At 44.3% G+C, this 22183-nt stretch carries 20 protein-coding genes; 3 read left to right on the top strand and 17 right to left on the bottom strand.

Translation table 11 applies throughout. The features are described from left to right. Nucleotides 1-31: 31 nt before the first annotated feature. Nucleotides 32-1321, bottom strand: a complete 1290-nt coding sequence (locus AC3Y23_RS23550; RefSeq protein ID WP_379203661.1) for a WD40/YVTN/BNR-like repeat-containing protein — start codon at nt 1319-1321, stop codon at nt 32-34. Nucleotides 1322-1368: 47 nt separating this feature from the next. Further along, nucleotides 1369-2757 carry a branched-chain amino acid transporter BcaP gene (bcaP, locus tag AC3Y23_RS23555; protein ID WP_379203663.1) on the bottom strand — a complete coding sequence of 463 codons (1389 nt, stop codon included), beginning with the start codon at nt 2755-2757 and terminating at the stop codon, nt 1369-1371. 281 nt (nt 2758-3038) lie between these two features. Between bcaP and AC3Y23_RS23560 the strand changes: the two genes are divergently transcribed. Continuing rightward, nucleotides 3039-3962 (top strand): L-lactate dehydrogenase, encoded by a 924-nt coding sequence (locus AC3Y23_RS23560; RefSeq protein ID WP_379203665.1) that lies wholly within the window; start codon nt 3039-3041, stop codon nt 3960-3962. A 253-nt stretch (nt 3963-4215) separates the two neighbouring features. Here AC3Y23_RS23560 and AC3Y23_RS23565 read toward each other — a convergent pair whose 3' ends face one another. From AC3Y23_RS23565 to AC3Y23_RS23575, 3 genes are all read right to left on the bottom strand, one after another. Beyond that, nucleotides 4216-4401 (bottom strand): hypothetical protein, encoded by a 186-nt coding sequence (locus tag AC3Y23_RS23565; protein ID WP_379203667.1) that lies wholly within the window; start codon nt 4399-4401, stop codon nt 4216-4218. Between the two features lie 89 nt (nt 4402-4490). After that, on the bottom strand, nt 4491-5405 hold the full coding sequence (locus AC3Y23_RS23570) for a tyrosine-type recombinase/integrase (protein ID WP_379203669.1): 915 nt from the start codon (nt 5403-5405) through the stop codon (nt 4491-4493). Between the two features lie 91 nt (nt 5406-5496). Continuing rightward, nucleotides 5497-6408, bottom strand: a complete 912-nt coding sequence (locus AC3Y23_RS23575; protein ID WP_379203671.1) for a LysR family transcriptional regulator — start codon at nt 6406-6408, stop codon at nt 5497-5499. A 127-nt stretch (nt 6409-6535) separates the two neighbouring features. Here AC3Y23_RS23575 and AC3Y23_RS23580 point away from each other — a divergent pair, with 127 nt between their 5' ends. Continuing rightward, on the top strand, nt 6536-7807 hold the full coding sequence (locus AC3Y23_RS23580; protein WP_379203673.1) for an APC family permease: 1272 nt from the start codon (nt 6536-6538) through the stop codon (nt 7805-7807). Nucleotides 7808-7902: 95 nt separating this feature from the next. Here AC3Y23_RS23580 and AC3Y23_RS23585 read toward each other — a convergent pair whose 3' ends face one another. The 5 genes from AC3Y23_RS23585 to AC3Y23_RS23605 are packed head-to-tail and all read right to left on the bottom strand — an operon-like array spanning nt 7903 to nt 13955. Further along, entirely contained in the window at nt 7903-9051 is a 1149-nt protein-coding gene (locus AC3Y23_RS23585; RefSeq protein WP_379203675.1) for an ABC transporter permease, read from the bottom strand. Continuing rightward, nucleotides 9044-9814, bottom strand: coding sequence for an ABC transporter ATP-binding protein (locus AC3Y23_RS23590; protein ID WP_379203677.1), 771 nt, complete (start codon nt 9812-9814; stop codon nt 9044-9046). Before AC3Y23_RS23590 ends, AC3Y23_RS23585 begins: the two co-directional genes overlap by 8 nt. 9 nt (nt 9815-9823) lie before the next feature. After that, on the bottom strand, nt 9824-10627 hold the full coding sequence (locus AC3Y23_RS23595; protein WP_379203679.1) for an efflux RND transporter periplasmic adaptor subunit: 804 nt from the start codon (nt 10625-10627) through the stop codon (nt 9824-9826). Beyond that, nucleotides 10611-13385 (bottom strand): PEP/pyruvate-binding domain-containing protein, encoded by a 2775-nt coding sequence (locus tag AC3Y23_RS23600; protein WP_379203681.1) that lies wholly within the window; start codon nt 13383-13385, stop codon nt 10611-10613. Before AC3Y23_RS23600 ends, AC3Y23_RS23595 begins: the two co-directional genes overlap by 17 nt. Nucleotides 13386-13412: 27 nt before the next feature. Further along, nucleotides 13413-13955 (bottom strand): TetR/AcrR family transcriptional regulator, encoded by a 543-nt coding sequence (locus tag AC3Y23_RS23605; protein ID WP_379203683.1) that lies wholly within the window; start codon nt 13953-13955, stop codon nt 13413-13415. A 244-nt stretch (nt 13956-14199) separates the two neighbouring features. Between AC3Y23_RS23605 and AC3Y23_RS23610 the strand changes: the two genes are divergently transcribed. After that, nucleotides 14200-15198, top strand: coding sequence for a beta-ketoacyl-ACP synthase III (locus AC3Y23_RS23610; protein WP_379203685.1), 999 nt, complete (start codon nt 14200-14202; stop codon nt 15196-15198). Nucleotides 15199-15440: 242 nt separating this feature from the next. On the opposite strand, the gene AC3Y23_RS23615 is transcribed toward AC3Y23_RS23610, so the two are convergent. The 7 genes from AC3Y23_RS23615 to AC3Y23_RS23645 all read right to left on the bottom strand — a co-directional run bounded on the left by AC3Y23_RS23615 (nt 15441) and on the right by AC3Y23_RS23645 (nt 21989). After that, nucleotides 15441-15947: a hypothetical protein gene (locus AC3Y23_RS23615; protein ID WP_379203687.1), complete on the bottom strand. Its 507-nt coding sequence runs from the start codon at nt 15945-15947 to the stop codon at nt 15441-15443. 134 nt (nt 15948-16081) lie between these two features. Continuing rightward, nucleotides 16082-16945 carry an ergot alkaloid biosynthesis protein gene (locus AC3Y23_RS23620; protein WP_379203689.1) on the bottom strand — a complete coding sequence of 288 codons (864 nt, stop codon included), beginning with the start codon at nt 16943-16945 and terminating at the stop codon, nt 16082-16084. Between the two features lie 55 nt (nt 16946-17000). Beyond that, a complete protein-coding gene (locus tag AC3Y23_RS23625) occupies nt 17001-17399 on the bottom strand; it encodes a nuclear transport factor 2 family protein (RefSeq protein WP_379203690.1) in 399 nt (132 codons plus the stop codon). A 130-nt stretch (nt 17400-17529) separates the two neighbouring features. Then, complete coding sequence (locus AC3Y23_RS23630) at nt 17530-18111, bottom strand: TetR/AcrR family transcriptional regulator (protein ID WP_379203692.1); 582 nt, start codon at nt 18109-18111, stop codon at nt 17530-17532. A 123-nt stretch (nt 18112-18234) separates the two neighbouring features. Beyond that, on the bottom strand, nt 18235-19266 hold the full coding sequence (locus tag AC3Y23_RS23635; protein ID WP_379203693.1) for an NAD(P)/FAD-dependent oxidoreductase: 1032 nt from the start codon (nt 19264-19266) through the stop codon (nt 18235-18237). Beyond that, a complete protein-coding gene (locus AC3Y23_RS23640) occupies nt 19266-20243 on the bottom strand; it encodes an ABC transporter substrate-binding protein (protein ID WP_379203696.1) in 978 nt (325 codons plus the stop codon). Before AC3Y23_RS23640 ends, AC3Y23_RS23635 begins: the two co-directional genes overlap by 1 nt. Before the next feature lie 114 nt (nt 20244-20357). Then, nucleotides 20358-21989: a helix-turn-helix domain-containing protein gene (locus AC3Y23_RS23645; RefSeq protein ID WP_379203698.1), complete on the bottom strand. Its 1632-nt coding sequence runs from the start codon at nt 21987-21989 to the stop codon at nt 20358-20360. Nucleotides 21990-22183: the final 194 nt, after the last annotated feature.

A 22183-nucleotide genomic window follows, 5' to 3' on the forward strand; every position in this document is an offset into this window, starting at 1 on the left:
TCATTGAACCTGCTGTTTGTCGTTAAATATATTATAATACCCGCCAGCTTGCCCCACCGTTGGTGGTCTGTAGAAGAATAGATCGCTTATCTTCTTTCTTCTCAATCAAGAGCCAGCCTACCTCTGCGGAGAAGAATTGCAGCTTGACGATCTCCGGGTATTCCAGCAGTTTGGACTCTAGTACACTGCTTGACTTGAGGGCAGTCCAGGTCGCCCCCTGATCTTGCGTCTGATATAACGTGTTCCCATCCAGAATCCATCCAGTCGACAAATTCAGGAAGGTAGGGCCGAGATGGCGATTACCGCCCGTTCTACTCTTAAAACCAAAGGCCATGAACTTCCAGCTTTCCCCGCCGTTGGCTGTGAAATAGCCGTTGTAAGTAATGCTGTTGTCCTCATCCTTCTGGCAACCCACAGACATCCAGCCTGCGGTTCTTCCCCCACCGAAGAATTCCGGCCTGCCGGTAATCACCCGGTCACAATCTTTAAAACGCTCGTTCACTTGAAAAGGCGCACCCTGCTGCCAGGACTTCCCACCATCCTTGGTTGTATAAATCTTAGGCAGTCCTCCCGTCTGCAGCGTGACGAAGCCATGCATGCTATCTCTGAAGATCATCCCCGTTGTTACACCCGTCATAGGAATCGCCGGGTTCGGCAACTTAGGGTTATATTGTTCATTCTGCATCACATTCTTCCAGGTCGCCCCGCCGTCTACCGTGGAGTACAGTGCTTTACTCTCTTTGGTAGCGGTAGTATCCCAAGAGGTCATCAACCAGCCGTGGGTCGGAGAATAGAAGTACATCGACGAAATCGGATTGGCATCTGGTAACGAGGATACTTTCCAGGTCTGCCCCCCATCCTTCGTTCGTAGCACGATCGTCTCCGTCATCCCGTAGGCACTTCGGATGATCCAGCCATTACTTGGATCGGTGAAGAATATTTCCTTACCATAGACAGGATTGGAAGGAAACTGCACATTGGCGGAGGGCGAAATATTGGCCCAGGTCATGCCGTTATCCTTCGTTATATACATACGCAGTTCATTCTTAGTTACGCCCCAAGCCAGTCCTTCAGCTTCGCTGAGCAGCTGAAAATCTGTCAGACGGGTCTGAATCTGATACTTGGGATTATTCTCCGCATCGACATTCCGTGCATCAGGTGTAATCAATGTAATCGTCTGCCCTTCTTCCGGGGGCTCCGTAGGCTGCGGTGTCTGAGCAGGCGTCGCCGGCTTAGACAAACAGGCGGTCAGGATCAGCATGGACAGCAGGAGCAGAAGCCCAACGCTCAGAATCTTGGAACCTTGAGTTTTGGACGGCAATGCGCTCTCTCCTCTCAGTTAATGGAATTACATGATCGTTCGTTACGTTATTTGCCGTTCTCGTTCAGCTTGCTGTTGCGATATCCATACAGTGCATAGATCAACAGGCCGATGACCAACCAGATTAGAAATCCGATCCAGGTCGTACTGCCGAGATTGTACATCAGATAGGCGCAAGCTGCAGCACTAAGCAACGGAAGAAAAGGTACCCAGGGTACCTTGAAGCCCCGCTTCAAGGTGGGTTGATTATAACGTAAGGCAATGACGCCAATGGAAACAACTAAGAAAGCAAACAATGTTCCAATACTAGTCAGATTCGCCAGGCGGCTAAGCGGAACAAATCCGGTCAAGATCGCGCTGACTATTCCCATCATCCAGATGCTGCGATTTGGTTGCTGTGTGGCCGAGTTGACCTTAGACAGGCTTTTCGGCAGCAAACCATCACGTGATATTGCATAGATCAAACGAGTCTGTCCATACATCATAACAAGCAGCACTGTAGTCATTCCTGTAATGGCTCCCAATGAGATCAATCCGGCAATCCAATTCTGGTTAACAAGCCGCAGTGCATAGGATACCGGGTCGCTTACATTCAGATCGTAATAAGGAACAATACCGGTTAGGACCAGGGACACGGATATGTACAGCACCGTACAGATCACAACGGATGATATGATCCCAATCGGTATATCTCGCTGCGGACTCTTGACCTCTTCAGCAGCATTGGAGATCGCATCGAAGCCGATATAGGCAAAGAACACGGTCGCGGCTCCATTTATGACCCCATGCATACCGAAGGGGAGGAAAGGTGACCAGTTCTCCGGCTTTATATAGAAAATCCCCGTGAAGATAAACAATAAAACTACCGCCAGCTTGACTACAACCATAAACGCATTAAAACGAGCCGTTTCTTTCGCTCCGCGGGTTAGCAGCAAAGAGATTAGAAGAATAATAATGACCGCAGGCAGATCGATAAAAGTACCTTTGTCCGCATTATACGCCCCGGAGAGCAATGTAGGCAAATGTATACCGAACCCTTCTAGCAGTCCCTGAATATATCCAGACCAACCACTACCTACCGCTGCGACTGCTACTCCATACTCGAGCACCAAATCCCAGCCAAGAATCCAGGCAAGCAACTCGCCAAAAGCAACATAACTGTATGCGTAAGCACTCCCGGATACGGGTAATGCGGAAGCCAGCTCCGAATAACATAGGGCGGAGAGCACGCAAGCAAAGCCTGCCAGGATAAAGGAAAGAATAATTCCCGGTCCTGCATGCTCGGCTGCTGCAACTCCGGTTACGACGAATATTCCTGTTCCGATGACTGCCCCCACACCAAGTGCTGTCAAATCAAAGGCACCCAATGTTTTGTTTAATTTGTTCGTGTCGCCACCCAGGACTGCGGTCAGCGATTTTTTGCGAAATAAATCCATTTCTTACTACTCTCCTGTCAATTAATTAAATTATACAACTAGATGCTCATTCCAGCCGGAGATTTGCCCCCGATATCAGTATGAGCACCATAGCAGCTCTCATAAACAACATTAATGCGGAAAAAGTAAACATGCCCCTTCTCCTCTATCCTTAAATTGTACGTCGACAGGTCCGCTTTCGGGTATTGGATTAAATGCAATCCTCTTGAAAACACTATCTGTAACGATTATGATGGATAAGATTGGACACAAAAAATTCGCAATTCGGAGGAGATGGAACAATGGCCCCCCCAAAGCCCAACCGCGTAGTCGTAATCGGTACAGGCGCCGTCGGAACGACAACCGCCTATACTTTGTTGTTGCGTAGACGGATGCAAGAACTGGTATTGATTGACGTTAATCATCAGAAAGCGCTCGGTGAAGCGCTTGATATGAATCACGGCATGCCTTTTGTTGGCGGAGTGAAACTATGGGCAGGTACTTATGAAGATTGCCGAGATGCGGATATCATTATTGTGACCGCCGGCGCCTCCCAAAAACCGGGCGAGACCCGAATTGATCTGCTGAGAAAGAACATTTCAATTTTCAAAGACATCATTCAGAAAATTGCGAAATACAATCAACATGCCATCCTGCTGATTGCTACGAACCCGGTTGATATTTTGTCCTACGCGACATTGAAAATAAGCGGTTTTGACCGCAGACGCGTCATTGGCTCCGGTACCGTGCTTGATAGCGCAAGATTCCGTTATCTGATCGGACGCCACAAGGAGATTGATCCGCGCAGTATCCACGGCCAGATCATCGGTGAGCATGGCGACTCCGAGCTACCAGTGTGGAGCCTCGCGAATGTGGCCGGGATCGAGCTTGGTTTTGACGAAGAAGAACGCAAAGAGATTTTTGAGGATACCAAGAATGCCGCCTATGAAATCATCGATGCCAAGGGGTCCACATCCTATGCAATTGCCCTGGCACTCGACCGGATCGTCGTTTCGATCCTTCATAATGAAGGTGCGGTCCTGAACGTCTCGACACTGCTCAATAACTACAATGGCGTCTCCGATGTGTTCCTTGGTGCACCTTGTATTGTTGACCGCTCCGGCGTGCGCGAGGTCCTTGATCTTCCACTAAATGAAGAAGAACAAGCCCTCTTCCAAAAATCCGCTGAGAAGCTCAAGTCCGAAATTGCGAAGCTTGAATTGTAAGCTCTTGTACAAGCTGCTGCCAGTCTTTGGACTGGCGGCTTTTTGTTTACGCCTCTATTCTTCCCAGCTGCCGTCACGATCCCCTAAATCTACCCAAAGTCAGTTGTTGCTTCATCAATCTAACGGAAAGGCCTTATTGGCTTGCAATTAAGCAATTAGTTAGCTAACGGACTCCAGCGCCCTTATGGGCAGAAATGTTGTGCAAAATCCGCTGTTTGGGAGGAAATAGCGTCATCTGTGTCCACTGCATGTTCTACAACCAGCTTCCTCTGCAAATAACGGCGATAGGGTCCGTTAGCTCCCTTGCATAAGCTTCAACCTCTGAACGGTTTGTTTTGAAAAAATAGGTTTGGCAAGCACTGATGATGACGTTGATCTTGATAGCTTTGAGCCGCCATTCGCTAAACGAATCGATCAAATGAATTTCTATGGTCAGCAATTAGATTCTATAGTCTGATTCTGTAGTCCTTTAGTTCAGGTACGAAGTTAACATAATAATTATTATGTAATTATAAGAACACTAACGGACTACCGCTGCGGCAACGAGATTTGCAGTCTCGCCATAGCTTCTTCCTTCTCCCGGCTCGTAATATGCGTATACACCGTTGTCGTCTGGATCGATGAATGGCCCAGCAGCTCCTGAAGGGTTCGCAGATCCGCTCCTTTGCGCAGCAGCATAGTTGCGAAGGAGTGACGCAGCTTGTGACTGGAATACGGTCGCCGCTGAGAAGCCGGAATCTCTTTCTGAAAACGGTCGAACGTGTCTGTAGCGATCTGCTGAATGGCTCGGATCGAGAGCCGCCGCCCCTTTTGCGAGATGAACATGGCCTCTTCTTTGTTTCGCCATGGCTCCAGACGCCCGGTCAAAGCCTGATCCAGAAAAGGCACAATATCCTCTGGCACCGGGATGTTCCGCCACTTCCGTCCTTTACCGAACACTCTGAGCGAACGTCTTTCTACATTATAATCACCCATATTCAGCGTATGGACCTCCCCTACCCGAAGACCCATATACGACATCAGCAAAAAGATGGCCAGGTTGCGCTGTCTGTACTTTCCTTCAATGGCAGTCATAAAGCGCTGTAAATCGCCTTCATCCAGATAGACGGGCTCCCGATTCTTTTCGGTTTTAGATTTCTTGATACCTGCCGCAGGATTGTCTCTATGCAGTTCCAGTTCGATCAACGCCTTGAAAAAACAGTTCACCGAAGCATGCTTGCGGTTACGGGTGGCATCACTGACCCCACGTTCGCGGACAGAAGTCAGGAAGGAGACAACATGCAGCTTCTTCACCATATCTAGTCTTTTACCGTTCAGACTACCCAGAAACTCCCTAACATCAGCAAGATAGGATTTCTGTGTATAAGGGGTGTATCCGGCATCCTTCATCCAGATGAGGAAGGCATGCAATTCTTCTTCATATTCTTCATTCAAATCGTCCATGCCTCAGCAGCCCCTCTCTGTGATTTCGACAATCTATTGTACCATAAATTGCCCCTCGCTGAAGTGGTCTTTCTTCCTGGTAGGATATACCCTATACGCTTGCTATCGCTTGATTCCACTCTATCCCGTGACTTTGCACTGTCAATAGAAACTCGGATAGAGCAGGTGATCTCCATTTTTTATGATGATAAGCAATTTGTGTAGCTACACGCTGAGATTCATCATTCCAGTTCAACTTGGCCATCTTTCCTTCAGCAAGCTCATTTTTCACTGTCACCAGTGGTAAAAAAGATAAACCCAGTCCTGCCATCACACACTGCTTGATTGCCTCAATGCTCCAGAATTCCAGATTGGGGTCGGGAAAAACACCATGACTGTTCAAATAATGCTCGAACAACGTCCGGTAAGTACAGCCAGTCTCCGTATGAAGGATGGTCTCCCCTTTTAAATGAAGCGGGTGTACTTCTTCATGAATCAGCAGCGGGTGATCCAGCGGAGCAATCAGTGCCATCTCTTCATGGATCAAGGTCTCCACATACAGATCTTTATACTCTGTCTCAGGTTGCAGTAGAAAAGCTATATCCAGCTCTCCGGAACGCAAAAAGTCGGTCAGTTCCCAGCAAGCCCCCGGCTTAAGAATAATCTGGACCTGCGGATAGCGGCCACGGAATTCCCGAATAATTCCCGGCAGGCGAAAAGCTGCCAGCGATTCGGGCGCGCCGATCCGCAAGGTACCCGAGATTTCACTACCAGAGCGCAGCGCATCCTGAGCCATGGTATGCATCCTGGAGATTTCCAGGGCATAGGGCAGCAGACGACGTCCCGCATCGGTCAGAATGATTTTTTTGCTGATCCGGTCAAATAAAGGCTGACCTAACTCTGCTTCCAGTGCCTGAATCTGAGCGGTAATACTGGATTGTGCATAATCCAGCTTCTGCGCCGCACGGGTAAAGCTGCCGGTCTCAACCACGACTAAAAAGGTAAATAAATGACGTGATTCCATAGGACCTCCTGTCTATGAATATACCCATCGGTTTTTTAGATGGATAAAATTTAATAATTCTGTTTTTCCAATGGATCTATTATCTGATACGCTATAACAAAATACAAGGAAAGCAGGATCAATATTAATGAAGCAAATATTTCAACGCCATATTGGCATGCCACAAGCAATCGCACTTTATATAGGGGCTGTACTGGGTTCTGGTGTCCTGATCGTTCCCGGACTAGCTGCGGAAATGGCGGGACCCGCCTCTCTCTTGGCCTGGGGATTCATGTCACTCCTGATCTTGCCAATGGCACTCTCCATGGGGCTGCTCTCAGCCAAGTTCCCCAATGCCGGAGGGGTGTCCCACTTTGTCACCTTGGCCTTCGGACCAAAGGCAGGGGCGCTGGTAGGCTGGTTCTTCCTGATGTCCGTCCCGATTGGCGGCCCTGTCGCAGCCTTGACCGGAGCGGGTTATATGACTGCCGCTATGGGCTGGGACAACAATGTCAGAATCGCTCTAGCCGCTGGCATCTTAGCTATCGGGCTAATCACCAACTGGATCGGTATGCAGCTAGCCGGTAAAATTCAGGTGGCCGTCGTCATCGCTATCGTAGCTGTGCTCGTATTCTCTTTTGCCGCGGCGCTGCCTCGCATGGAGAGTATTCATTTTACGCCTTTCCTGCCGCATGGCTGGATGAGTGTCGGGCAGGCCGCAGCCATATTGTTCTGGTGTTTTATTGGTTGGGAGGCGGTTTCTCATCTTTCCGAGGAATTCAAAGACCCGCAACGTGCAGCCGTGAAAGGGGTCACGATTGCTGCAATTATCGTCGGCGTCTTGTACTTTCTGTCTGCATTAGCCACCGTAGGCACCCAAAGCTATCTCCAAGGCGGCTCTGACGCATCGCTCATCTGGATTATCAGCCAACCGCTCGGTCGCTGGGGCGGATTCATTGCCGGACTTACCAGCATGTTCATCTGTACAGCGACTATTATTGCTTATTCCGGCGCAGCTTCCCGGGTTGCTTTCGCTTTATCTCGGCAAGGGTATGCGCCCAAATGGATGGGAACTCTGTCAACACGGTATAATACACCCACTGGAGCCATCGGCTTTCTGTTGGGATGCTTTGTGATTGTGTTCGTACTATATGGAAGCGGCCTGCTCTCCATTACAACGCTGATCCAATTTCCGAATGCAACGTTTATCCTGACCTATATTGGCGGTTGTGCCGCCGGGATTCGTCTTTTGCGCGGCAATCAGTTAGGCGTAACGATCAGTTGGATTTCTTTAGTGGCCACGCTGGCTGTCTTCCCGTTTACGGGTTGGGCGATTGGTTACCCCTTGATTATTTCACTAATGTTTGTTTGGGTGGTTTATCATAAAAAAAGTAAAGATGAAACTCTAACTATACATTAGACATAAAAAGCTCCCCGCACAGTACCAGGCTTTGATCATTTCACCTGTCTACCGTATGGGGAGCTTATCAGCTTTTCTATAAATTTCTGTCAGTATTAGTCCAATGTTTTTTTAAATCTCATGCAAGCTATAGATAGCATTGCCAAAGTGAAAATACATAAGACGGTTACCTGCGTAATTAAAAACTCAATCCCGACTCCCTTTACCATTACGCCTCGGGTTATTTCAATAAAGTAAGTCAGAGGGATTAAATAGCTTAATGCATCAATAACTATGGGCATCGCTTCCCTTGGAAAAATAAAACCAGATAACAAGACACTAGGCAGCAATATTAATGAGGTGTAGTTCATTGCCTGCACTTGAGTTTTAGCGATTGTTGAAATAAGAATGCCTATAGATAATGTACATAGCACAAAAAGAAAACCCAACCCTAGAAATAGTGGCAAACTACCAGCAATGTGTACTCCAAACAGTAAGACACAAATGATTAGGGAAAATAAAAACCCAATATAACCGATTACAATATAAGGTATTAATTTACCAAAAATCAGCTCGCTCGCTTTTACAGGAGTTACTAATAATTGCTCGATTGTCCCCTTCTCCCGTTCTCGGACAAGTGTGAATGCCGACAGCATAATGGTGATATTCTGTACAATCAGAGCGATTAATCCTGGAATACTGAATACGGAGTTTTCCATCGTAGGATTATATTTAATATCAGTAGCTAATACTAGTGAAGTAGATCCAGAGCTTTCTCCAATACCAAGAAGGTTCATACGTTTCCCGGTTAGGTCTGTGATGTACTTTTTCCAGACAAGAGATGCACTATTTAAAGAAGTACCAGCGACTGTTGGATCTGTTCCATCAACCAGGAATTTCACCTTGGCAGCCTCTCCTAACTGTAACGCCCTCTGAAAATTAGGAGGAATCACTATTCCAGACCGTACTTTACCAGCATCAAGTAAATCAGACAACTCAGACATTGAAGCCACATCTTTAGCGACAGTAAATGATCCTGAATTAGAGAAGAGACTAACCAACTCACGACTCTCTTGTGTTTTACTCTGATCAAAAATAGCTAGAGCAATATGATCGACATTATTTTGTACCGAGTAACCGAACAACACAATCCAAACAATGGGGATGACAATAGGAACCTTTATACTGACTGGATCTCTTATAATCTGAAAAAACTCTTTCTTCACAATGGACCACAATCTTTGGAAGCTGAAGCGATTACGCATTATAGCCTCCTACCCCTGGAGAACTTTCCCTCTTGTTCATTCTGTCCACATAGCGAACAAATACATCCTCTATTCCCTTAACACGTTCCTGTTCTAACAGATGTACGGGAGACACAACATCACCAATAATTTTCCCGTTATAGATGAAACCTATTAAATCACAGCGTTCTGCTTCATCCATATAATGAGTAGTGATCAAAAATGAAGTCCCCTGATCCGCGAGTTCCCGAATGATTCCCCAGAACTCTCTACGGGAGATAGGGTCAACACCGGCAGTTGGTTCATCCAGTATCATTAGCTGTGGACGATGAATCATTGCACACCCTAGTGCCAGGCGCTGCTTCCATCCTCCTGAAAGATGTCCTGCAATCTGCTTTTCTCTTCCTTCAAGTTTGGCCATGCTTAGCAGTTCTCTTTTCCGAGCTTCACGGGCAGACTTGTTCAGTCCATAGATCCCGGCATAAAAATCCAGGTTCTTCTCCACACTTAGATCTTCGTACAAACTAAACTTCTGTGACATATACCCTAAATTCTGACGAACAAAATCAATATTGGTTTTTACATCTTTTCCGAGAACACGTAAGTTTCCAGCAGTAGGGAGCAGAACACCACACAGCATACGAATTGTAGTTGACTTCCCAGATCCATTGGGACCCAGAAAGCCAAAGATTTTGTTCTTTGGAACTGAAAAGCTAATGTTATCCACCGCAGCGTAATTCCCGAAATGTTTGCTTAAACCTTCCACTTCAATGGCGTATTCCATAACTTCCTCCTATTCCAAAGGAATAACTGCATCCACAGTCATTCCAGGTTTCAAATCTAGTTCCTTATCGATCTGCACTATGAATTTGAAAGATGAATTATCGTTGTTAATTGAATTTTTGGCATTTTCAGATGAAAAGTCAGCTTCTCCCGCTATGAATGTAATAGTCCCTTGTAGTTTATCGTCACTTCGTCCTGTAATTTCTAGATCCACTTTTTGATTCAGTTGAATGCGATCCAGATATGACTGTGGAATATAGAAGCTTACTTTTCTTTCCTCGGGATTTGTTAAGGTAGCAACTGCTGTTCCAACACTAATTATATCTCCGATTTGAACGAATCTATTTGTATATACGCCTGTTACGGTTGCAATAATCTTATGTTTCCTAAGCAATAGATTAGCTTGTTCTAATTGAGCACTTGCAGCATCGACGTCTGCGGTTAGTTGTGCAATAACACTTTCGGACCCCACACTTTCATTTTGGGCTTCTTTTAATTTCTCTTTTTTGCCTCGAACAATGGCTTCCTGTTGTTTTACTATTAACTGCTGCATAGAAGAATCGAGCACCAACAACGCTTCTCCCTTTTGTATCGAGTCACCTTCTTTTTTTAACACCTCGGTAACTGTTCCACTAACTTCACTTCTAACCGTATAATTATCCCCCTCGACATTACCACTTAATCTAAGTTTGGTTTCAGTAGAGCAGCCGGATATTAGCAATGTACAGAAAATGAGGGTTGCTGTAATAATACTTTTTGCTAACAGAGCATTCGGTCCAGAAGTATTTATCATTTTCCTATCTCCCATCATCATTATCTCTACCTCCAGCATCATTATCGGATAGCACTTCTATTTTTCCGCTCATCCCGTCCATTCTTATCGTCTGCCCTGTTTGCAATCGACTAGTTGCATTTATCGCTCCTACAATTGCTGGGATACCATATTCACGTGCAACAACAGAACCATGGGTCATCATCCCACCGACCTCCATTATTAATCCCCCTGCAATAAGGAATAGCGGTGTCCACGCGGGATCTGTTGCAGGACATACCAGTATATCCCCAGGTGTTAGGCGAACTTCTTTAGGGTCGTGCATCACACACACCCTTCCCTCCACTATACCGGGTGAGACGGGATTGCCGGATAACGTCTGTGATACCGCTCCACTTCCAAGTTGCTCATCGTAAAAAGCGGTCCCATCACTAAGCAATACACGCGGAATCCGTTTCCGCCGGGTCTCTTGCAGAAATTTTTCTTTTCGATCCTCAATCACTTTTCTCCAGTTATTTATAGCTTCGAATTGCCCATCTTCACTTACGACCAATTGCTCCACTTCATCAATATGCAAATAAAAAATATCTTCTGCGGCTGCAAGCAGATCTTTCTGGGTCAGTTCTGTTCCAATATGCATTAAATTAATGCGCATCTTATCCAAAAAACAAATAATTGCAAACTTCGGTGTTTCACGCAATCCCCCTAATAAGCGCAGTCGCCTCGCAGATATCAGGGCCAATCGTCTTTTCAGACTGCCGCGTAAACCTTTTTTGAATGATGACTCTAATTCACGCTCTGCTTCTGCGGCTCTAGTCACACCCATTTGATAGAGTTCAACAGGAGAAGACTGCCCATCTTTGATCTCTAAATAACTTTTTAATACATGAAATATATGCGTTGGGTCCTCTGACCATCTTTTTCGTCCAATATCAATTTCTGCAATTCCCCGCATCCCATATTTCTGGAAAAAATCCACCAGGAGCCCCTGTACTTTAAGCGGCAGTCGATTCTTCAAGTACTGATTGGAAAGCTCTGAATCAGTCAAGAGACGGATACATTCGTAACTTTCTTGATCCTCCTTCACAGCTAATGCAATCTTCCATAATTGAAAATCCATTTCAGAAGTAATGTTATGGGGAAGACTTCGCGTAAGATCCAATGAAAGTTGCAATCCTTGGGGTAGAGTCGAAGTAAGTTTAAGTAGCACTTGCATTGGAAGATGGCCGGACAAAGTCCCTGGCAGCAGGTATCGAAATAAAAGCTTAGGTAGAACTGCTGAATACTGTTTGATTTGCCGTAATAGTACGATTGACGTATCTTGATTTTGTCTGGCAATATTGGCTAATGCTAAATCAATAGATTTTTGCAATTTATCAGGAGCTCTTTGGGGAAACATTAAATTCCTAGCTGTTCCTGCCCACATTTGCCCTAGTTTCCACAGAAAAGATGGCTTCTTTAGAAGCTTTATTGCTTGCGAGGAAGAATTGAACCGCGGGTCTCCTTCTCCAGTAATCCTATTTAAAATATGATGAATTGTCGGATCTAAGGAAGACATAATCGTTAAGATAACTGTATGCCCCAAAGTGTCACGTACTAGTGGAGTAATATTTACATAGAAACGTTCTGCTGCTGTATAAAAAGCACGCTGTTTAAAAGTAAGCTCTTTAAATCCTAAATATCTTGATATATCTCCGATGATGCCTGATAAAATACTTTGCCCCATTGGAGTAAAGGGCGTCATGACCCCTTGCCAAGAAGCAAAAGAGAACCAAATCTGGAGCGACTTCTCCTCCTCTTTCGAGTATTGCTTATGGTAGGTTTGTGGTATTGGGAACAAAGAAGTTATTGAACGAGACTGAACGATATAAAAGTTACCTCGATCATCTAGAGCCCACTCTACATCTTGAGGATGCTCGAAGTACTCTTGAATCCGCTCCCCCAGCGACACTAATTCCATGATTTCAGAATCGTTAAGCGCTGGCTCAGATGAACCCGCTACTTTTTCGACCTCTTCAGTGCCTCCTTCTGGTTTACCACGAATTATTAATCCTTTCTTGCCCAAATACGTTGATATAATTTCTCTAGAGGACACGTCTATTACAAAATGATCCGGGTCTACTTGTCCTGAAACTAAAGACTCTCCCAAGCCCCATGTAGCATCGATCACAATTTCAGTTCTTTTTCCCGTCAATGGATTTGCAGTAAAGAACACTCCTGAAGCTTTGCTTGGAATCATTTGTTGTACAACTACTGCTAAAGCCTGGTCCTCATGGACAACAGCATTGCGGTTGCGATAGTCTATCGCTCTTGCTGTCCATAAACTGCTCCAACATTGAACAATATTCGAAAGCAGAGAATCGATCCCGGTCACATGTAAAAAGGTATCTTGTTGGCCGGCAAAGGACATATGCGGAAGGTCTTCAGATGTCGCAGAAGATCGCACTGCAACCGGACACGAATCTCCACTATCCGTTTGGTGATTTAGCTGCTGATAAGCCTGCTCGACTTCTTTAATGATTTCAACAGGTATCTTTCCTGCATCAAAAAAGGCTCTGATCTCCGCTTCCGAAGACTGTGTGTTGAAAAAAAGCTCATCTTCATTTTCAGTTAATGTATCTACGATTTTCTGAGCCAACTCATTACTCTTCACAAAATGCCAATAGGCATCCGTTGTAATGCAAAAGCCTGGGGGAACCTGAAAATCCCCTTTAATCAAATGTCCAAGGTTGGCAGCTTTTCCGCCGACCAGACTTAACGTCTCTTCATCAATCACATTTAAAAATTTAATATATTTCAAAAAATGCTCACCGCTTTCCGCGCTAAATCACTTAATAATTCCATTGAAAAAAATGTCAAGTATTCCTGCTGTACTATACGTTTGTTTCTCGCCAAGGCCGACTAATTGAATGGAAGCATATGTACCTTGTATAAGATTTAGCAGAACTATCGCAGCCTCTTGTGAGTTTATTGGTCTAAATGTACCCTCTTCTATTCCCTGATCAATAGCTTGAGATAGAAGTGATAGGTAGCGTTCATAGATTGGAAGTAACTCCAGCTTGCTTTTATTCCAAAGTTCTGGTAATTCCTTTCGTACCAACTGTATTACTGAAGAAGACTCATACAAGAAGGCAATAGTTATTTCAGCACTGGCTGTTAGTCTCGCTCTAGGTTCGGTTATTTCGCTTATTGATTGTGCAACATTATGAAATTGAGAGATAGTTAGTGTCAGCAACTGTTGCACAATAGCTTCTTTATCAGGAAAGTAGTGATAAATTGTCGCTTTTGCCAATCCGGAATGTTCAGCAATCTCCCTAATCGAAGTCCCTTTATAGCCCTTTGTTTTAAAAAGCATATTTGAAACTTCCAATATTCTAGCAAAAGAATTATCTATGAGTTCTCACTCCTTAGTTAGGCTTGTAGCCGACCGTCCGATCGGTCGGGACGATTTATAGTTATTTTATTTCCATTTTATGCTATTGTCAATAACCAAAAAAAGTAATTTAATGTTTTTTTAATATATATTTACAATTAATTTATTCTGTGTTAAATTTAATCCAATTTACACCATGTATTTACATATTATTCTATTAATTATTATGAGGAGGTAAAAAATGAACAGTAGAAAAATCAAAATCATGGGGACAGGCAAATATTTACCTAAAAGAAAAGTACTTTCAGAAGAGATCGATCGTAAATTAGGTTTGCCTGAAGGTTGGACAGAGCAAAAGTCAGGCGTAGCCTATCGTCATTATGTAGAAACCGAATCCACATCGGAAATGGGTGCAAATGCCGCCAGAGAAGCGATTAAGGATGCCGGTTTGGCACTGGAGGATATCGACTGCATCGTATCAGCAAGCGGTACTTATGAACAACCTATCCCTTGCACAGCTGCACTCATCAAAATTAAACTCGACATGGGAAATTCCAATATTCCCTGCTTCGACATTAATTCAACATGCTTAAGCTTCGTAACTGCACTGGACGTAGTTTCATTTCTAGTACATGAGAGGAAATATAAAAATGTGCTGATTGTATCCAGTGAAATTGCATCGCCAGGATTAAACTGGAAACAAAAAGAAAGCTGCATTCTCTTTGGCGATGGAGCAGCAGCAGCTATCATAAGTCGAAGCGAAGAGCATGAATCTTCTGAACTCTTAACCTCATTAACTGAAACCTATGTAGAGGGCGCCTCTTATACCGAGATTCGCGGTGGAGGAACCCGTATTCCTTCAACAGAATATAATGGAGATAATTTGGATGATTATTTATTTAATATGAATGGTCGAGCCGTCTTTAAACTTTCCTCCAAAGTCATTCATAATTTCATGAAGCGGCTTTTCGATCAGACGTCTATCAGCAAGCAAGACATACATATGGTTATACCACACCAAGCTAGTGGTTTGGCCATGAGGATCATGAGACAGAAACTAAATTATAAAGAAGAGAAATTTATGAATATCATTTCCACACACGGCAATGTAATTGCAGCCTCCATCCCTATGGCCCTGCATGAGTGCATCAAACAAAAACGAGTCCAAAGAGGAGAAAGATTATTGCTGATGGGTACTTCTGCTGGCCTTTCTCTTGGGGCCGTGGTTTTGGTCTATTAGTCGTTCATTTAGCCGAAATTCCCCTCATTTTTGCACCTACACTTGCCCTTCTTCTTAATATTTAATCGATTTAAACTAAAACAGCGTATAATTTGTGTTATACGCTGTTTTTTTAGGGTGTTTTTTACCCTCTATTAGACTGGCCAGCCTGATGATTTCCTGAGACATTTTGCAAAAAAAGTCCCTGTTCTTCTAAAGAGAACGGGACGATGACCTGCAACTGAATCTGGCCAAGAACCTACTTAGTCAATGGTTATGATCCTCCATATTCCATCTTTGCCTTTCTCAAAATAGAACGTATATTGTACGTCGGGTGAAAACCCTTCTTCTATTTTAAGACGTTCGCCTACAACGGGTATCAAAACCCGATTGTTTTCATCCATAGCTTTATATATCCCAGTAAATCTTACCGGATAATTCAACAAATAATCATGAGCTGTTCCAATGTTTGGAGCAAGCGCAGCGTGAAATTGATCCACATCATTTGAAACAAGAGCAGATATTGCTGTTTTGAGTGTTGTTAGCATGTCATCCTGAATCAGAGGGTCTTTAATTTCATTCCATTTGATCTCATCCAGGGAATGCACCGCAGAGGCTGATGGAGTTACTTGTGGTTTTGCGGTTTCTGAAACTGTCGGTCTTGTTGTTTCGGTGGATGTACCTATCGCTTCCCGCTTATCACAACCAGCAAGCATGCTCATACTTCCGCAGAGGATCAGTAAAGCGATGATATAAGCAGATTTAATCATTTTTTGAATAACACATCCCTTCTCTTACAATAAACGAATATTATATAGGGAAAAGTTGCACTTAATATGCAATTATTGGTTTTCCCCTCAGATTTCCAAGGTTAACAATACAGTAAAAAAAGAAAGCCGCAGAATTAGCGACTTTCTTTTTTCCAAACGTTGGCATGTGCTTTGGCAAACTCCTTAAATGACATAGGTGCTCGGCCAGTTACCTTTAATACTGTATCGGTGATAATATCTTCCGACCCTTCCTCACGAATTCTGTGGTCAAGTTCAGTCATGAACTCCGCATACTCCTCTCCTAGCCCTAACGCTAACCATCCACGGGTGAGTTCATGATCTGCGATAGATGTATGTTTTATTAGTCTTCCCGTTACATAGCTTATGATTTGACTGACCTCATCATGTGAGAGTGAATCCGGTCCGGTAATGATGTGCTCTGTATTATGGGCATGATCATCCACAAGTGCTCTTACCGCAACTTCGGCGATGTCTTCCGCAGTAACAAATCCAATCTTCCCTTGGCCTGCAGCGCTGATAATCCGATCTTCACGGGATATGGTCGCTGGGTGCTGACCTTCAGTAAAATTTTGCATGAAGTAGGATGGTCTGAGTACTGTCCACTCCGGGGCTTGCTTCTTCAGCAATCGATGAACTGGGCCAAAGACTGGACCGTTCTCTGAGACGGATGCGCTGCTAAGCAGCACAAAACGTTTTACACCCTTTTCCAATGCCAGCTCGATAAATGGTTTCATGACTTTAATAGGTTCAGGATCGCCTACTGGCGCCACCAGATAAACGCGTTCAATCTCCTTTAATGCCGGGAGAAATGTGGAATTATCGTACCAGTCGAAGTGGACTTCACTTGTAGAATCTGTAATTGCCTGAGCGTTCCGAAGAGTAGTTATATAGGAATATCCTCGTTGTTCTAGCCTCTCTGCGATTCTCGTTCCTGTCTTCCCTCTTCCGCCTGTAATGAGTATTTTGGGATGATTCATCTTAAAGTACATCTCCTTGTTATTTGTTAGTCCAAGCATCTAAACATTCATAGTTTCAAAATAAAAGCGTCGGATTCCAGTAATCCTTAAAATGCGTTATCTTCCCGTCCCTTGTGTGTATAACTGAAATATACTTCTGGTAGTACGATTTTTCAGTTCCTAGGACCTCTCCTTGGCACGTATACTCGGCAACAATTCGATCGTCAGAGACGATTAGTTCAGGTTTTGAAAAAGAGTGTATATTCAGCAGCTTGAACAGCTCATTAACGTAATTGCGAATCTCTTCAATACCGGCAAGCCTTTGTGTATAGCCCTCCGGAGCGTAAGGAAACTCGAAGATAGCATCTTCGCTAAAAAGGCTAAACCAGCTCTCAAAATCCCGTGCTACTAAATGGTTTTGAAATGCCTGTACAATTTCCGTTGCCTGCATCTCATTTGAATTTCTGTGTGTCATCTATGTTCCTCCTGTTTTTTCATGACCATTCAGTCCAGAATGATCAAAAAAATAACGTGATTAATAATTTTCCAGACTATTCAGTCTGGAATTGATAAAAATAATAATGAAGCAATCTATGGCTCCATTATTATTCTAATACAGATAAGCTGATCTTAACGTAATCATCCATTACAGCGGGATCATTCGTCATTTTTGCCAGCTGGGTTAGGGAATGTCTTGCATAATTTAAGTAACGTGCCAAGGCCCGTAGATCCCGGTCGCTTGCTATTTCTCCATTCCTTTGGCCGCGAAGCAGGGTCTCGTAGAAGACTTCCTCCAGCGTATTCAAATCTTGGGATAGAAAGTCTTGGATTTCCTGATCATGCGGCATCTGATCAATGGCTGAAAAGATGATAAAACATTCCTTTTGCCGGTCCGGATCTTTTAAAACCGCCGCTACTTCATGAAATACATTGGTTATGCCCTGCTTTGCCGATTCGGAGGTCGTTAAATACCGTATTGCCGCGTTGCTCTTCTCCGTAACATAATGCTTCAAAGCAAGGATAAACAAGTCCCTTTTCGTACCGTAGGTATCATATAAGCTTTGCCTGGCAATTCCCAGTCCTTTTAACAGCAGAGGTAGGGAAGTTCCTTCGTATCCGTAATGTCCAAAGACCTCCATAGCTTTATGCAGCACTTCTGTCGTATCGAATTCTTTGTTTCTGCCCATTTCATCCTCCTTTGATCCTTATCTTATCCATTCTAGATCAATCAGTCAAGAAAAACCGGAAGCAAATATAAAAAACCACAGCAAGCCATGAGAATTCTCTCATAATCTTGCTGTGCATTCTTCTTATTGGTTTTGCAAAATCTCTTTGTTCTTATCAAAAAAACGAGCATTATGAGACGAGACACCGGCCATATCGGTAGCCGTAGGCTCCAGATACATCTTTGCGCTATTCACAGCCAGAACGGCGTCATTAAATGCGCCGGCAATTAACCGGACTTTGCTGCCATAGGTGATAAAATCACCGGCACCGAAGATCCCTGGGAGACTGGTACGCATACGCGGGTCGACGGAAACGCCGTAGTCTTCTTTTTCCAATCCCCATGTCAAGAGTTGTCCAAAGTCACGGTCAAAACCATGACTCACGATCACTTCATCGACTTCAATCTGCTCAATGTCACCGGTCTCGGAATGCTCCAACGCAACTTGCCTAATCCGGTCCCCCTCCCCGTATAAGCGAGAGATGCTGTACGGTGTCATCACCTTAGCCGAAGCTCTCATCTCGGCAACCGGAAGTTCGTGTGCTGTAAACTGATCCCGTCTATGGACAACGGTAACCTGCTTGGTCCATTTGGCAATCTCATTCGCCCAATCTACCGCAGAGTCGCCGCCGCCGGAGATGAGCACCCGTTTATTCTTAAATCTCGAAAGATCTGTAACCAGATAGTGCAGATTCGTCAGTTCATAACGGTTCGCACCTTCCACATCCAGCTTCTGCACTTGAGTCATGCCGCGGCCTGCACAGAGTAGAATGGTACGTGTATAATGACGTTCCCCTGTTTTCGCTGTTAATACGAAGACTTGGTCCTCGCGACGTTCCATATGGGCAATTTCCTGACCAAAGATAATCGTTGGATCAAAGGTTCTCGCCTGTCTCTCCAATGAATCAATCAACTGTTCACACAGAATTGGATCAACACCACCAACATCCCATACCAGCTTCTCCGGGTAGGTCCGCATGAATCCCCCTAATTCGTGCTTGGCTTCGATGATTTTGGTGCGCATTGCTCTCATCCCACTATAGAAAGCTGCATACATCCCTGCGGGACCGCCGCCGATAATCGTAATGTCATAGATATCTTGCTCTTGTATACTCATTAAGGCACCAACTTTTCTACAATATAGTCAATAAGCATGCCAGTTCCGATTGGACCCTTGGCTTGAATATAATCGTTGGTACGTAATGGGAATACATGATTATTTTTAACAGCGCTCAGGCCTTTCCACAGCGGGTTGTCTTCTAATTCTCCTAAGGATTGTGTGCTATCAAAGTCCACCATACTTCTTGTTTCCAAGAAAACATAATCCGGTTTGATAGCTGGTAAAATTTCTAAGGAAAACTGTGTAAACCATACGTCCGAATCCTTAGTAACTTCAGGGCTGGTCAGCCCAAGCGTCTGATAAAAGAATCTACTAACATCGTCATCCGCTTTTGGACCCAAGTAGCGGTATCGGGTAGGTTCTACTCGAAGTACAAGTACGGTTTTGTCACCAATCGCTTGCTGAATTTTATCTTTAGCCTCGCTCGCCTTCTGATCTAGGGCAGTTAACACCTTGTCTGCTTCAGTTTCTTTATGGAAAAGCACGGACAGCTCTTTCATCGCGTCATGTACGCCAACACCAGCCTTTAGAGCGACTGTCGGTGCTATTTTGGATAACTCATCATATACCTTGGCTTCCACGCCTTCACCTGCGGTAACAATCATATCCGGCGATAAGCTCAGCAATTGCTCGAAATTGTATTCATATTGTGCTTGCGATATTGTTTTAACCCCATGCTTCTCCAAATAAGGGGTTCTGTAATCAGGTTCAATCTCTGGAACTACCACTGCATACTGCGGGGGAATCCCCATCTCAATTAAATCCTCTGCATAGCTTGAACTCGTGACAAGAATGTTTTTCGGGTCGGTCGGAATCGTTACATCACCAAAAATATCACTTACAACCCTTGTTTCACTATGACTTGCAGGTGCTTCTTCAGACACCTCTTCCTTCTTACTGGATTCATTGGAACACGCAGCTAAAACAACAACCAAAAGCGCTGTTCCAAGAAACTTAGACAATCGTCCTGCCATTATGTACTCGCCCCTTTTTTATTGATAATAATTATCATTATCAAAGATTATCAAATAAAAAGCCATCCTTCCATAGCGAATGGTGCGAATTCAAATGGATTATTGTGCTACACTCTATTCATGCCCCATTAAGCTGCTAACCACTTGATCAATGATAATGGACTGGCCAATGACTCCACACCCATCCACCCACAGGCTTGTATCAATGTAGAATACGCGATTGTTTTTTACCGCTCTCAAATCCTTCCACTGCTTACTTTCCCTTAGTTTCTCCATATTTTCTTCCGCATTAAAATACTCCATCCTGCGTTTCTCTACGAATAAATATGCCGGATCGGCTGCAGACAATTGATCCATTGTACAAGGGTTAAACCATGCCTCCCCTGCCTTTAGAGACTCGGGAAGCGCTAGCTCCAATCTCTGATACAGTAGCTGTGATACTCCGCTGGAGGTGCCGCCCAAATATCGATATCCGAACGGTTCTACTCGCAAGACCATTACTGTGGCCCCTGATTCAATGATTGATCTTAATTGTTGTCGTGCTGCATTCACTTCATTGTTCATTTGAACCTGGAGCGTGTTCGCTTCTTCTTGTTTATGAAACCAAGCACCAAATTGTTGGAGCAGGATCTCTACATCATTAGTCAGACCCGTTATGATTGGAGCGACCCCGCGCAATTTCTTCTTGATATCTTCGGTTATGAAATGCCCCATAATAATCTCAGGCCGCTCTTGTTGAATAAATTCAATATTAGTCTCATACTGGGGAACTTCCAGCAGTTTAATCCCATGACTTTCAAACAGCTCCCGTTGATGCTGAGGCAGTAATAAAGGTGTTACCATTACAGCTTGGGGAATGATCCCCAATGAGACGAGCAACTCGGCGCATAGTGCAGAGATCGATAATACCTGCCGCTCCCCTAAATGCTGCACATAATTTCTTGGTGACATGCCTGCAAATTGTTTGAAACGACGGCTGAAATAATGCACATCTTCAAACCCTACTTTTTTGGCAATTTCTTGAGAACTGGCTGAAGTAAGTAGTAACTCTTCCTGGGCACGATGGATTCTGTAATTTGCCAGGTAGTCTAGAGGAGGCTTGCCACACATTTCACCGAATTTGCGAGAATAATGCCACTGACTGACACCCGCAATCTGTGCCAGCTCTTCACGAGTGATCGTCTCATGATAATGCTCCTGCATATAAGCAATTGAACGCATTATGCCTTCTTCTGTCGTAGGCTGATCACTCGCTGGTTTATGATATAAATTTTTCAATAATCCATATAAAAGAAACTGATGCTCAACAAGCTGCTCGGAAATCCCCATAGACTGTAATGTATTTAAAGAATCACTTATGCTCGTTAAAAAACCGCCAGTCAGTTGCACAACCTGGTATGTACTACCTAGCGGTACTTTCCAATCTGTTTTCACTACCGTTCCTTCTGCTTTGAGAATGGAGTACGTATGAAATTGGATATGCCAACCTGCTAAATCCAGATTTCCACCTTCTAATACCTCAACGAAAGAGTTCTCTTCGATGGCAATTAATTGACCAAACGTTACATGAACAATCTGTCCGTTAATATTCCAAATCGCTTGGCCATCTGTGATCACGATTAATGTATGGGAGGTACAATAATTGACTTCGCCAGCAGTCATCCATTTATCGGATAGCAATGTGGTCGTCTCCCATTGAGCGATCCATGGTCTTACATACGGTTCCTGCTGTTCTGTCCAGCTCAAGATGTCTTAGCCTCCTTTTATCCTCTATAGCTCCATAACGCGCCCAATTGTCCACATTACAGTGCAGAGACTTTCATTCTACACGAAATTGCTATGAGACAGAAGTGAGAGCTGGACGCAAAAAACACCCCCAAATGCTATTCATTGGAGGTGTTCACTATTTCAATGATTCAGAGAAGCTCAACAAACCTCTT

This window comes from Paenibacillus sp. MAHUQ-45, assembly GCF_058133325.1.